The following is a 14,754-nucleotide window of genomic DNA, read 5'->3' as shown; positions in this document are numbered from 1 at the left end:
GCTCTCTACAAATATTTAACAATTCCCCTATTGATTATAACTAATAATTGGTATAATAGTAGTAATAAAGACTCAGAACGTATGACGTAATCAAGGGAGGGGAATTTATGAGAAATAGGTTCAAGAGCGTTTCGATTGGTATTATTATTCTATTTTTACTTTCATCTGTGTTTTTACAGCCTCTACCCATAGAAGCAGCAAGTCAACCAGATGTTCATTTTTCTGTATCGCCGTCATCAGCAAAGCTTACTTTAAATGCCGATAGCATGGCTGAGGGGGCGCTTAATATTGATTTAGTTCCTACTGGGACTGTTGATCAGAAGCAGAGAGAGCCAATTGACGTCGCATTTGTATATGATACATCAGGATCGATGGATGACTTTTTTGAGAATAAGAGGAAATCTACGAGTGCAAAGAATGCTCTAGCGAGTGCCCTTACATATTTTGGCGCTAAAGATAATCAAGTATCTGGAGATCGCTTTTTCTTTATTCCGTTCAACGATAATGTCCGTACGAGTGGACAGGTAAAAGTAGTAGAAGGCTTAAAAAATATCGAAGGCTTGCTCGGCAAGCTTGAATCGAATAACATAGGCGGTACCAATTATACACAAACTCTTGAGTACGCAAGGAACAAGTTAATGCAAAGCAGTAATAAAAATAAATATATTGTCTTTCTTACAGATGGGGAACCGACCGTTTTAAATTACGGAAATTACAAGTACATATTATATACAAACGGAACAGCTTTATACAATGGAGTAACTTCAAGAGGAAACTATTCAAAAACAAGAGAATTGATTCATCGCATTGCTAAGGAAACGAGCAGACAGTTAGCAGCAGATAATATTACGATGTATAGCATCGGTTTTGCTAGAGAGGATGAGATCGATTTTCAATTATTGGAAAGCATGTCATCGATTACCGGTGCTGCAGCGGTCCGAGCAACCCCTACCAATTTGACCAATATATTTCAAGAGATTTCCAAGAAAATCGATAATTATACAATTAGTGGTGAAGTGTCGGTCGATTTACGGAAATTTAACGGAGACGTTACTGTTGCTCCTGATGCGGACGCGATAGTAGATAATAATCAAGTGGCGCATATCCCGTTTAGGTTTACGTTTCCAGTTGGCGCTGAGCCAGATCCTAGTAATATAGCAACATCGTTGCCACTAATCTTTCATAAAGCAGGCACCTATTCTTTCGAGCATATCGAACTACATTATGATGGACTGACGACGGCAAAGAGGCATGCTCCTGTTATCATAAAAGTAAATCAGGATATGAATTCAATTCCAGGGGCAAGCTTTACCGTAAAACCATCTTCGGAGGAATTTGTCAAACCGCCTCATGACAATGCAAAAGGAAACATCGATATTACGATTACCGGGAAGGGAATGGCACCTAAGGACGAAAGATTGCCGATTGATGTCGTTTTTGTACATGACACATCGGGCTCGATGGCTGAACCATTTGATGGTGCACGACGGGATACAACGGCCAAACATGCTTTGCAATCAGCCATTCATTATTTCGAAATGAATTCAAAAGCCGAAGATAAGTTTTACTTTGTTCCCTTTGACAGCGAAGTCAGTAGAAAAACAAAAGCAGCCACCAATTGTTTTCTCGGACACTGTTGGGGTGAGAAAAGAATCAATATCGTCTCGCTTGAAGGTTTACATAATATTAAAAATGCGATTGGTGATTTAGATTCAGGTGGTGTTTCAACCGGGGGCACAAACTACAATGCTGCATTGACTGAAGCAATGAGGAAATTTATCCAAGGAAGCAATAGAAGCAAATATATTATCTTTTTAACAGATGGGGAGCCAACTGTCCTTACGCACCATAATGATCGTTATGAAATATTTACGAATCAAACAGCGAGGAAAAATGGTGTCAACGCTCCATTGGCAGAAGTAAAAAAAATTATAAGAGAACAGGCGCTAAATATTTCTGATACTCTTGGAAGTAATGGAATCACAATGTACAGCATTGGCTTCGCCCAGGAAGGTGAAGTGGATTTCGAACTATTAAGAAATATGTCCGTTAAGACGGGAGGATATGCTGTACAAGGAAAGTCTAATAATTTAACAGCGATATTTGATGATATTTCAAGAAAAGTAAATTCTTCTAATATTTCAGGAAGTGTCATGATCGATTTAAGCCCTTTTAATGGAGACGTTATCGTTGATTCAAGTTCTAATTTCAAGGCAAACGATGAACAGATTGTGCAAATCCCTTTTAACATCACATTTCCGGCAGGAGAAAAGCCAGATCCACATGTGATTCAACAATCTTTGCCGTTGCAATTTCAGAAGGCAGGGAGCTATGAATTCCGCAATAATGTGACGCTGACTTACACGGATATTAACGGTACACGGCAGACTTTTGAACACGAACCGTTTACAGTTATCGTCAATGAAGAGAGGGCCCCATATTTTTTAAATGAAGTGAATATTTTAGGAAATCAATTTTATTCTCCTGATAACTTAATAAAGATTGGCAATCATGATTCAGAAAGAAATGAATTTTTCGTTGAGTACAAGCTTAGACCTGAAACAGTATTCACTGAAATTACGAGAGGAATAATCAATGATATAAAAATTACGCAACCGCTATTTGAGGGAATCTCTTTAGCGACGCACGAGCAAATTTCACTATTAAAAGATGGTAAACCTGTGGAAGGGATCACGGTTCAACCAATAGATAATGGACGAGCGCTCGAAATTCATCTGCAAAATAATGATATCATTTATGAATCTGGAGATTTTTCTGTTGCAGAATATGTGATTAAAGTAAGGTTAAAGGCAGACTGGGCATTACCATATAGACAAATGCCGCAAGCACAGTTATATTTTCATGATTCCCGTTTCAAGGAGCAAACTCAGTCTTTAAATATTGATGAACAGCGAATTTCCATGAGGGTTCAATTAAATGAAACGAACTATAATTACTCTGGGGATTACAAAGGATTAATTGAAAAAATCAGTCGTCAAGATGGGGCGACGATAGCAGATACCATCCTGACTCAAGACAATATATTGATCGAAAAAGCTGTAAAAGGAATGGGGTTAATCAATCAGGGAACGGCTATTGAAATCACGTATTATGACGATACGAAAGCGATTCTCTACTTAAAAACAAATTTTCAGCTTAAGAACGTATCCTTAAGCAAAAATCTTCAATCTGGAGATACAACAAAGGGACGCGTTGCTTTCAAAATCACGGACTTTGTCGCAGGTGACGGGGCAATCTATGAATATCAATTAAATGTAGACGGTGCTGATACGGAGTGGCATGAGTTTGATCCAATGGCAATGATTGAATTGCCTAAAGACTTAGAGGGGTACATTGAGATTCGCGTGAGAACAAAAGGCGGTTTTAGTGTTAATGATAATCCAATTGTTAAAACGTTAACGATTGTAAAGGAAGGTTTGTCTGTTGAACCGAATCCAATTGAGATTGATGTCGGCGAATCACTCGCTGTTGAGATTAAAATAACACCGGATGATGAAACGGATAGAGACTTTGACGTTACCATTTTGGAACCAACGATTGCTATGTTTGAAAATGGAAAAGTAACAGGCTTAGAACCAGGTGAGACCCATCTCCAAGTCATCACGACTGATATTGCTGGAAATGAAATTAAAGAGTTAATCCCGTTGATGGTTAATTCAATCTTAATTGAGAAAATTACTGTTACACCAAATCCGCTCCATATTGGAAAGCTGCTTGAATATCATGATTTTCATGTTGAGATAGAGCCGAAAAATGCTTCTAATCAAAAGCTAGCTTGGAAATCCTTACATCCTTCTATTGTTGAAATTATAGAGTCAGGTCGGATCTATGGGAAGATGACGGGAACTGCTGAAATCGAAATTAAGGCTGAGGATGGCAGCAATGTTGCCACTACGATTATTGTTCATGTCGGTTCTCCATTAACAGGCATAGAGGTCGATAATGAGCTTGTAATTGAAAAAGGGGCAACAGATAAAAATGTTCATCAACATTTTAGATATTTACCTTCGGATGCCACTAATATTAAAGGGAAGCCTTCCTTTGCTTCAACCAATGAAAAGATATTGGAGGTTGAGCCGAATGGGGAGCTTATTCCGAAGAGGATTGGTGATGCAGGTGTGAAAATCACCGTCCGAGATGAGGATGACAATACATTTACAGCAGAGTTAAAAGTGAAAGTGGTTGAAAAAGGTTCAAATGGTAGGGATAACGGGGATAAATATTAACTTAAGGAAGAAATGCCGATTGAGCATATGCTCAATCGGCATTTCTTATTCTTTTCTCATTAAATCGGTCATTACTTCTAATCGATCAATTTTAGGCAATCCCTGTGCTTGATTTAAAAAAAGTCTTTTATCATTTTTGATAACAAGTCTTGATTCGGCAGGTTTATTTTCTAATCCCTTCCCGAATTCAATTGCATGGCCATTTTCTTTTGCCTTGCCGCGGTACGCGTTAATTTCGAGGTTTCCGTGTGCAAAGATTCCTCCTTCAACACGCAGATAGGAACCTACCGCATACAATTCTGCATCCTCGTGCGTATATAAATAAGCATGAATGGTGTTGACTTGATCGAGAAATTTATTGATCCGCGCGATTTCCAGTTGCCCCTTTGTCATCAAGATCAGTTCACTTTTATTGAAGCCTCTAATGTCCACATTGTTGATTGTCGTATTACCGAGAACATAAATGGTAGAATCGAAGGCGATATCTCCTCTTATCGTTAAATCACCTGTGATGAGAATATTTGCTGAAATTTCCATCACATCATTGCCAACACTTTCGATTATTCCGCTGCCGTCAATGACAATCCATTTCGATTTATCATCGATAACGAGACGATTTGTGTCGATATAGACCTCTTTCTCATCCTCGCCAAGGTGTAAATAGCTTTTGATCGTTGGTGATTGATTGAGATTTTCAAAAGACGAAACGACTTCAACGGCTGGAGAATTTAGACCTTCCGCAATAATCTCATTAATTTCCAATGGGAATGGATCAATATGATTGCTCAAAAATCCTGCTGTTTTGAGCTTTTCTTTAAACGTTTTTTCAATATCGACACCTACATATTCACTCTCTTCTTTGGAAACAGTGGGAGCAGTAGGATAAAATGCTCTTTCTATTTGTTCCCCAGGAAGAGGATGGAAGGAACTTGTAATGGTTTCTTCAGCACTGTAGCAGTTATTTGGGCAGTATTCAATGTCATTCCCTTCAATAAACAATTGATGCTCATTTTCTTCATTAACTGATGGAAACGTTGTCGGTTCAATGCCATGAACCCCCTTATAAATGTATTTAGCTTGATTGCTTATCACGAGTTTTTCCTTTGCGTATATATTCCCTTTTTCAACATAAGTAGAGCCATTTAAAGTTAGGATTTCTCTTGAACCGATTGCGTATTTTAAGAAGCTTGGCATTCCTGTTATGTAAACGATTTGCTCATATTTTCCGCTCGAGACCTTCAAAACTCTTGTGTAGTCTTCATCTTCTTTAATGTTGTACTCACGATCGTCACTAATATTTTCTATTCGATAACCGTATGGGTTATGAATGAGTTTGGCCTCAATAATATTGTGATGATAAGTACTGACCGACATATCAGGGTTGCCGAAAGGGAGGTTAAACTCTGTATCAATTGTTTTCTTTATGTAGGCAACAGCCTCGCCTAGGGCACGAATTGAATCCAAATCGTCCGTTACTTGATCCTCTCTTATTTCGGTTCTTTTCGCACCACCGATACTCGTAGAAAGAATGGATAAGCCTAACACTGTAAATACTAAAATCATGAGCATCACGACAACAAGGGTAGAGCCACGTTCATTCTTGACCAATATGTTCACCTCATTAAAAACCAAAAGTACTTTCCAAAATTAACGGCTCAATTTTGAATAAATTTGAAAACCGCTCTTTATCTTCGCCAATGATAAGATTCAAATGAATAATGCCATGTGGACAACGCTCACTTAATTCTGGATTGCTGCAAGAAAACGTGATCTCAGAGCTTTGCTCATCGATGGAGGTGAACCTTGAGCTGTCGGTGGAAATTTGCGCAATCGTCGCACTGTTTTCATTGGCATCGTCCGTTACCGTCTCAATGAAGAATCGCTCATCTTTGAAATAAATGAATAAACGGCGCTCAATTTCAATATCTCCTTCTTCGTTATATCGATGATCGACGATATAACGTTCTACTTCTTTTGCGGCATACCTTACAAGTTCTATCCCCTGTGCCCCGTCCTGTTCATATTTCTTAATGTAGTCTGGCGGCGCCTCATACATTTTATTAAGAATCATGGTTGCAACATAGTCGGCGTCATCCCGTAATTGGGCTTCAATCCCGATTTTTTGATACAGCTTCAAACCTGTTGTGAAAACACTATAAATGATTCCAGATACAATTGCCATAATGACGAGTGTCACCAAAACTTCAACTAATGTAAACCCGTTTTCTGTTCTGATTAGCTTCTTCATTTTTGGATCAAACCCCTTACGGAAGCGGTTTGGCTATTCCACATAACCGTCACTTCCACACCTATTAATTGCTCTTGCAAATCGGGCTTATCCTCTTCTGGAATTTCATCATTCTCGATTCCCCTTGTAAATATTACTTTCGATTCGTAATCAACATTATTAATTTTCGTTGAAAAAAAACTTTTACAAACACTTGGATCATCAAAAACGATTTCGGTCTTCTCACCAATTAAGACGTCATTGCAATTTACAGGATTAATTTCTTTTTCTGTGATTTCATCATTTTCTTTAAAATAAGCCTGATAAATTTTCTCGAAATCCTGCTGTTCGAAATAATAAAGGATGTTTCGCGCAACATTGATCCCTACGGTTTTATTTTCGTTTTTTTTCGTGTACGAGTAGGCATGATTAAAGAAGGACAGAAAAGTAGTCATAATAATGCCCAATATTGTTATAGAAACAAGGATTTCAACTAATGTAAGTCCCTTTGCATTATGTACTAATTTCAAACGCTTCACCTTCCTTTGTCCTATTTTTTGTGAACTAGTTGTGAGAAAAGGATTTTCTCTATCATATTTACTACTCGGCTTCTTTTAAAATAGTTAACTTTATTATACAATATTTAAGAGTCTATAATTGTAGAAAATATGCGAAAAACGTTGAGATTTCAATTGTTTTTGCAAGCAAGTGCTTTTCATTAATACGGGTATGTTATAAAAAATAATGTTGATCGAAATATTAAAATAGAACTAAAACTTTTATACTAAAAAGAGGTGAACAAATGGGAGAGCTGGTCGTCTCTGTCATATCCTTAATTATTCTCGTACCCATTATTTATTTTCTGCCATTGGGATTAACCAATAAGGGAAAAGGGCTGCTGATCATTATTGCTTTTATCTTTGCCAATGTAGGAATACTGGCAAAAGGTAATTTTCCAATTTGGCAAACGGCTCTTATCCTGTTATTATTAACGGTTCTTACGGTTTACATATTGGATAAAAGATTCCATCACTTATTATTTTTAAAGAAAAATGAAAAGCATTCTGAGCCTTTACTATATAATGAAGAGTTCATTACATATGAAGAAGAAAATAAAGAATCTGAGCAACCTTTTCTCGAACAATTTGAACAGCATAGTCTTTCATTCGTGCAGGAAGAGGAGCAAGCTAGTGAGGAACGTTTGTTGGAAATCGAGCAAATAGAAGATTTGGGGGAGGAAACGAACGAAGCAGATATGATAGAAAAAGATGTTGAAGAGATAGTTGAACCCCCATTTCTTACTGAAAAAAATGATGAAATCAGCAGGATCGAGAAATCGACATATATGACAGAAATCGAGATGCTGCTAGAAAGTGAGGAACTGGAAAACTTCCCAAATGACGCCGAGACTATCGACATAGTAGACAAGAATACCTTTTCCCCTCAAAGCGAGGTGGTGAATTTAGAAGAAAGTGATATAAAGGAGGAAGATGCGATTAGTGAATCGGGAAGAGAAGGGGCGAAAGAAACCTCTATTTTAGAGTCAATCTTTCTAGAAGAAGAAGCATCCTACCAGCTTGAACTTGCTCAAAAGGAAATTGCTGCAGGAAATGAAGGGGCTCTGAGTCTTTTACAAATTGAAAATTTTGATCACAATTCTCTGCACAAGATAGCAGAAGCAACTTCGCTCGCTGCGTTAGAAGAAAGTCCATACATAGGTAGTGATAGAGATGATGAGGATGAGAATTTACAGTTTGATATAAAAAATCAATCAACAATCGCTAAAGGTGAGCAAAGAACTAACCTTCAACAGCAAATGGTGCAAACGATGGTGTCACAAATTGAGCATGCTAGAAAACAAATGACTCCTCCTGAGTTTGAGAAGTACGTGAAGGAGCATTTACATCCCAAAATATCGGCACAAGACTATTATATTTTTGCCAGTATATTGATAGAGCATTATATCAGGCAGAAAGAATTGAGTAAATTGCAGGGATTGTTGGCTGATTTAAGGGGAAAATTTACAGATTATCCTGTTTTGGATATGGAGATTCAATATTTGTTTAAACAATATTGTGAAAAAATAAGCTGATTTACTAAATACATGTTAAAATAATGTAATATATGGATGAATTTTATACATACATGTCGAATGGCGTATGGATGAGATTGATTCGAAATAGTTTCGTGAACTTATAGATTAGGTGTGGTGAAAATTTTATGAAAACAAGTACTCAAATTAACAGTTTACCCATTATTAGCATCTTAGATGGCAATCAAGTAGGAAAGGTAAAATCTTTAGTGATCAATCCAGATAAAGGTTCAGTTGACTTTTTAATGATTGATCATGAAGAATTTCAAGTAAGTGTCAAGGCAATCCCGTTTAAAAAAGTAGTCGGAATAGGAGAGTATGCAGTAACGATTGATAGTGAGAATGCTGTCATTGATTTAAATGAGATTCCTATTGCCAATCAGCTTGTAAATAAGAAAATAAAAATTACAGGCACAAAGGTAATGACAAGAAAAGGTGAGTTAATAGGTGAAGCAATTGAGTACTTTATCGATCAAGAAACGGGCAATATTCTTGGCATGCAATTGAAGCTAACGGATAAAGAAGTGGCACTCCCGTCTGAATCCGTTGTTACATTTGGAAAGGATATCATTATTGTTAAAGAAGATGCGGCTTCTTATTTCCTAAATTCTGTTGAGGAACTAGAAGGAAAAAATGTGACAGATGAACTGGCGGAAGCATATTCGGACTCTAGTGCTGTGACAGTAGCAGAAGATGAGGAAATAACTTCTTTAAAGGAAAAGCAAATTGAACTTTTAATTGGTAAAAAACTTACGAAAGATATTTATGATAAAGAAGGAGTTCTTTTATTTAGTGAAGGGACTTATTTAACAGCAGAACAAATTCAAAAGGCACAAGCAGAAGGACCAAGTATTGTTGTTGAGCTGTCCATGAATGTGGAAGCGTAACGGAGGAGGCCGATTTTTGTGAGGAACCAGCACGGGATAAAGCTGTTTCTAGTCTTAATGATTTCTGTTGCCTATATTTTTAGTTTCTCACATTTCGGTACATTAGCTTACGGGGCCATTGTCAAAAACCATGATTTTTTTGCAGAAGGTACGAAAATTGGCTCCCTATCTGTAGCTGGCAAAACCGCGAATGAAGCACTTCAACTAACAGATGAAGAGCTAACAAAATGGCTGAATGAAACAACGATCACTTTAAAATACAAGGAAAATAATGAACAGCTAGATTTGCGTTATTTTACCTTTGATCTGACAGAGACGGTTCAAAAAGCGAAGAATGGCCAGAGTAATCCTGTTTCTGTTCAATTCAATTCGTTGGATGAAACGCTCTATTCTTTGTCTTCACGGCTTAATAAAGAGGATATTGCTCTTAAAGAACTAGAAGCCGAGATTATGCGCGCTGCCCAACTGCTAGAGATTGGCTCATATCAGATCCGCATCGAAGATTACTTATTGGATGGACAAAGCAACGAACCCCAGGTGATTTCTGAGTTTCAACTTGATTCAGCATTTGTCGAAAACGAGCTTGATCTATTTATAGGCAAGACAATTGAATTGAAGGCAACATCACAATTTTCATTGCTGGACTATGTTAAAGATGAAATTGGTACAGTTTCCGCTCTGACTTTAAGTAAAATTTCTACTTCCATTTATGAGGTGATCCTGCCAACCAATTTCGAAATGATTGAAAGGCATATTAGCTCCGAACTACCAGAGTATGCCGCTTTAGGATTTGAGGCAAAAGTTGATCCAGAGCTGAACTATGATTTAATCTTCGCTAATGGAAATGAATGGAGCTATTTCATAGAGTTTGAGAAAGTGGATGATGTTTTTATCACCTATTTAAAAGGGCCGACATTATTAAATCGATATATTCTTTTACAAGAGGATGAGGAAAGCTTTAAGCCAAAAACGATTCTTCAATTCAATTCAGAGCTCTCTCCAAGTGAATCTCGAGTAAAGGTTGCAGGCAAAGATGGACAGCTTATAAAAATTTATCGGGAGCATCGAGATGAAAATGGGGCAGTGCTGAAAAAGGAATTGATTTCTGAAGATTTCTATCCACCTATTCATCAAATCGAAATTACCGGTTTGATTGTCTCAACAGGTGATTCGACCGTAACTTCCGGGACAGAAAATGCTGAAGCAGATGGAGATCCTGAATCGCAAACTGGCGAGCCTGCTTCGATAGATGAGAATGGTGAGCAGGCACCGCCATCTGATCGCGATCATTTGGATAGTCCAAAGAACGATGAAAATTCCCTCTGGGGAAAAGAAAATGAAATACCAAAATAATCACCAAAAAGCGGGGAACTTAATATGAAACAGCAAACCCGAAAACGACTTGGAGATTTACTTGTTGAAGCTGGTCTTATTTCTGAGGATCAGCTTCAATCTACATTAAAGGAGAAAAGTTCCGGTCAAAAACTGGGCGATGCTCTTTTGCAAAGGGGTTATATTACAGAACAGCAGCTTATTGAAGTGTTGGAGTTCCAGCTGGGCATTCCACATATAAGCTTATATCGCTATCCGTTCGATACCACCCTTTTCAGCCTGATTTCGAAGGAGACAGCAAAAAGAAATCGCCTCATTCCATTGAAAAAGGATGGAGATAAGCTTTTTGTTGCAATGGCTGACCCTATGGATTACTTTGCTATTGACGATTTGCGACTTTCGACTGGTTTTCAAATTGAAACGGCTATTGCTACGAAGGACGACATTTTAAGAGCGATCAATAAATATTATGAAATTGATGAAGGCTTTGATGAATTAATAGGCGATCTGTCTGAGCATGAAGCGGGGCAAGAGGAGGAAATCAGCTCAGACGATTCCCCTGTCGTGCGCCTTGTCAATCAGCTAATGTCGAATGCCGTTGCGATGAAGGCAAGCGATATTCATATTGATCCTCAAGAAACAAAGGTACTTATCCGCTACCGAATTGACGGGATTTTAAGAACGGAAAGAGTATTGCCGAAGCATATGCAAAGCTTGCTGACAGCGAGAATTAAGATTATGGCGAACCTAGATATTACAGAACATCGAGTACCGCAAGATGGAAGAATTAAGGTGAATTTAGATTTTCATCCCATTGATCTTCGTGTATCAACATTGCCGACTGTGTTTGGAGAAAAAATTGTTTTGCGCATCCTTGACCTTAGTAGTTCTTTAAATGATGTTACTAAATTAGGCTTTAATAAGTTAAATTTGAAGCGGTTTATCGACATGATTGAAAAGCCAACGGGGATTGTGTTAATTACCGGACCAACGGGATCAGGAAAATCCTCGACTTTATATGCTGCCCTCAATCGACTCAATAGTGAGGAAGTGAATATTATTACGGTCGAGGATCCCGTCGAATATCAATTAGAAGGAGTTAATCAGATTCAAGTGAATGGGAATGTTGGGATGACCTTCGCCAAAGGGCTGCGCTCTATTTTACGTCAAGACCCAAATATCATTATGGTTGGGGAAATTCGCGATAAAGAGACTGTTGAAGTTGCTATTAGAGCTTCGTTAACAGGTCATCTTGTACTGAGTACGATCCATACGAATGACTCGCTTGGCACTGTTACTCGCCTTCTTGATATGGGAGTTGAGCCGTTTTTAGTGGCCTCCTCACTAAGCGGAATTGTTGCCCAGCGTCTAGTTCGTCGTGTATGCCGTGACTGCGCAGAAGAACAAGCTCCTTCAAAAAGAGAGTTGGAGATTTTTGCTAAACGCGGTATCAAAATTGAACGAATTGTACGCGGCAGAGGATGTTCATCATGTAATATGACTGGGTACAAGGGGCGCCTTGCGATCCATGAGGTCCTTGTTATAAATGATGAGATGAGAAGGGTTATTATGGATGGTGATTCTTTTACAAGATTAAGAGAATTGGCGATTAAAAGTAAAACTATTTTTCTCATTGACGATGGTTTACTCAAGGTTAAGCAAGGTGTGACGACAACGGAAGAAATTTTAAGAGTAGCAATTCCTGAATAGGGGTGCAAAATGTGAAAGAAATGATTGAGCATATTTTAAGAGCCGGTTTTGAATTAAAAGCATCTGATCTCCATTTAACAGTTGGAGTCCCCCCTATTATGAGACTGAACGGGGAATTAAAAAGATATGGAAAAGAGGCGTTAAAGCCGATTGATACAGAAGGAATGGCGAAGGCGATCATTCCTCCCCACATGTGGGAGCAGTTCAAGGAAAAGGGAGAACTTGATTTTTCTTACGGGATACCAGGTGTCTCCCGTTTTCGTGTTAACACTTATTTTCAGCGTTCCTGTGTAGCGATGGCCATACGAATTGTGCCGACGAAAGTTCCAACGATTGAGGATTTGCAATTGCCTTCCGTTTTGACGAAAATTGCCGGGCGCCCACAAGGTCTGATCCTCGTAACAGGTCCTACCGGAAGTGGAAAATCGACAACATTAGCTGCGCTTATACAATATATGAATCAACATATGCGCAAGCACATCATCACACTGGAAGATCCGATTGAGTATTTGCATAAGCATGGCAATTCGATTATTGACCAACGGGAAGTCGGCTTCGATACAAATAATTTTGCAAATGGATTACGTGCAGCATTAAGACAGGACCCAGATGTCATCCTCGTTGGGGAAATGCGTGATTTAGAAACGATTCAAACGGCGATAACGGCTGCAGAAACAGGACATCTTGTGCTAGGAACGTTACATACGTCAAGTGCGCCGGCAACCATTAACCGTATTATTGATGTTTTTCCACCATCCCAGCAGCCGCAAGTAAGAATTCAACTTGCCTCAGTTCTCGTGGCTGTTATTTCCCAGCGCTTGTTTCCAACAGCGGATCAAAAAAGACGAAGAGCTGCTACGGAAATTCTTATTAATAATGCAGCCGTGGCTAATTTGATTCGCAATGAGAAAATATACCAAATTGTCAATATTATTCAAACGTCACGTGCCTATGGCATGCATACGCTGGAATCAAGCATTAAAGAGCTTGTCCAATCCGGAATCGTTTCAAGGGACGCTGCTGAACCATTTTTACAGGAGAATCTAAAATAAGATGGCTAGATTTAAGTATGTTGGTAGAGATCGTAAAGGAAATAAACAGGGGTTTGTCAATGCTACTTCAAGAAGAGAAGCAATGCAAAAGCTAAAAATGGATGGGATACGCGTTTTGGAAATGACGGAAATATCAGAGTCAATATTGACGAAGGATATTTCAATCGGTTCACCGGTAAAGCTAGAGCATCTCGTTATTTATTTGCGACAGTTTTCAACACTTTTGAAGGCTGGGGTATCAGTTGTAGAATCAACCAATATTTTAGCTCACCAAACTGAAAGTAAGGCTTTAAAAAAAGCGCTCTTCGATATTGAGCAAGAACTGCGCGAAGGAAAACCGCTCTCAGATGCCACCGCCAAGCATAAAAAGATTTTTACTCCGATGTTTGTTAATATGATTCGTGCTGGTGAAGCAAGTGGAAGCATGGATGAAACTTTGGAGCGTTTAGCTGTTCATTTTGAAAAGCAGCACAATACAAGAGCAAAAATAAAATCAGCGCTTGCCTATCCGATGGTCGTCGGAATTTTAGCGATTGCAGTAGTTATATTTTTACTCGTTTCCGTTGTCCCGACGTTTGTGGACATGTTTGCTGATTTTGGCGGGGAGCTTCCAGCAATTACGCAATTTGTCTTAAACGCTAGTAAATTCATGCAGGCATTTTGGTGGCTGGTCGTATTGCTTATTCTTTTATTCGTTGGAGTGATTGCCCTTATTAGGCGCAATAAAAATACGAAGTATTATTTGGATTATTTTTTATTAAGATTACCGATTTTTGGCAAGATGTTTCAAAAAGCAGTGCTTGCACGGATGACGAGGACATTGAGTTCTTTGTTTACAAGTTCTGTTCCGATTCTGCAAGCTCTTTCGATTGTTGAAAATGTGGTTGAAAATGAAGTAATTGCTAAAGTTGTTCGTCAGTCAAGGGATGCTCTTGAACGCGGCCAATCATTGACAGGTCCGATGAAAAAACATTGGGCATTTCCACCGCTTGTCACGCAGATGATAGCCATCGGGGAAGAGACTGGATCATTAGATGCGATGCTGGGAAAAGTGGCAGACTTCTATGAAAAAGAAGTAGAAAACAGCACAGATAGAATTAAAGCATTAATTGAACCTCTTATGATTGTCATATTGGCGGGACTCGTCGGCACGATCGTTACGTCGATCATGGTTCCGATGTTTGAAATCTTCAATCAGGTCAGCTAA

10 protein-coding genes are annotated in these 14,754 nt (G+C 38.6%); 7 read left to right on the top strand and 3 right to left on the bottom strand.

Features of this window, described 5'->3' with window-relative positions; all coding sequences use genetic code 11:
* The first annotated feature begins 107 nt into the window (after nucleotides 1–107).
* Nucleotides 108–4,247 (top strand): VWA domain-containing protein, encoded by a 4,140-nt coding sequence (locus FCJ93_RS17405; RefSeq protein WP_137744276.1) that lies wholly within the window; start codon nucleotides 108–110, stop codon nucleotides 4,245–4,247.
* 45 nt (nucleotides 4,248–4,292) lie between these two features.
* Here the strand turns inward: FCJ93_RS17405 and FCJ93_RS17400 are convergent, their stop codons facing one another.
* From FCJ93_RS17400 to FCJ93_RS17390, 3 genes are read right to left on the bottom strand one after another with little or no spacing between them, the layout of a single operon-like run.
* Nucleotides 4,293–5,855 carry a hypothetical protein gene (locus FCJ93_RS17400; RefSeq protein WP_137744275.1) on the bottom strand — a complete coding sequence of 521 codons (1,563 nt, stop codon included), beginning with the start codon at nucleotides 5,853–5,855 and terminating at the stop codon, nucleotides 4,293–4,295.
* Nucleotides 5,856–5,868: 13 nt separating this feature from the next.
* Nucleotides 5,869–6,495, bottom strand: coding sequence for a PulJ/GspJ family protein (locus FCJ93_RS17395; protein WP_137744274.1), 627 nt, complete (start codon nucleotides 6,493–6,495; stop codon nucleotides 5,869–5,871).
* Entirely contained in the window at nucleotides 6,492–7,004 is a 513-nt protein-coding gene (locus tag FCJ93_RS17390; protein ID WP_170211344.1) for a type IV pilus modification PilV family protein, read from the bottom strand. Before FCJ93_RS17390 ends, FCJ93_RS17395 begins: the two co-directional genes overlap by 4 nt.
* 272 nt (nucleotides 7,005–7,276) lie before the next feature.
* Here FCJ93_RS17390 and FCJ93_RS17385 point away from each other — a divergent pair, with 272 nt between their 5' ends.
* The 6 genes from FCJ93_RS17385 (at nucleotide 7,277) to FCJ93_RS17360 (ending at nucleotide 14,754) form a co-directional block, all read left to right on the top strand.
* Nucleotides 7,277–8,566, top strand: a complete 1,290-nt coding sequence (locus FCJ93_RS17385) for a hypothetical protein (RefSeq protein ID WP_137744273.1) — start codon at nucleotides 7,277–7,279, stop codon at nucleotides 8,564–8,566.
* A 128-nt stretch (nucleotides 8,567–8,694) separates the two neighbouring features.
* Nucleotides 8,695–9,453 (top strand): PRC-barrel domain-containing protein, encoded by a 759-nt coding sequence (locus FCJ93_RS17380; RefSeq protein WP_137744272.1) that lies wholly within the window; start codon nucleotides 8,695–8,697, stop codon nucleotides 9,451–9,453.
* 18 nt (nucleotides 9,454–9,471) lie between these two features.
* Entirely contained in the window at nucleotides 9,472–10,806 is a 1,335-nt protein-coding gene (locus FCJ93_RS17375; RefSeq protein WP_137744271.1) for a G5 domain-containing protein, read from the top strand.
* 24 nt (nucleotides 10,807–10,830) lie between these two features.
* Nucleotides 10,831–12,495 (top strand): GspE/PulE family protein, encoded by a 1,665-nt coding sequence (locus FCJ93_RS17370; protein ID WP_137744270.1) that lies wholly within the window; start codon nucleotides 10,831–10,833, stop codon nucleotides 12,493–12,495.
* A gap of 11 nt (nucleotides 12,496–12,506) precedes the next feature.
* Nucleotides 12,507–13,547: a type IV pilus twitching motility protein PilT gene (locus tag FCJ93_RS17365; protein ID WP_137744269.1), complete on the top strand. Its 1,041-nt coding sequence runs from the start codon at nucleotides 12,507–12,509 to the stop codon at nucleotides 13,545–13,547.
* Nucleotide 13,548: 1 nt separating this feature from the next.
* On the top strand, nucleotides 13,549–14,754 hold the full coding sequence (locus tag FCJ93_RS17360) for a type II secretion system F family protein (RefSeq protein WP_095307350.1): 1,206 nt from the start codon (nucleotides 13,549–13,551) through the stop codon (nucleotides 14,752–14,754).

This window comes from Robertmurraya siralis, assembly GCF_005502275.1.
Lineage (GTDB): Bacteria > Bacillota > Bacilli > Bacillales > Cytobacillaceae > Robertmurraya > Robertmurraya siralis.
The sequence above is the reverse complement of the archived record's forward strand: the minus strand, read 5'-3'. Positions and strand labels throughout refer to the sequence as shown.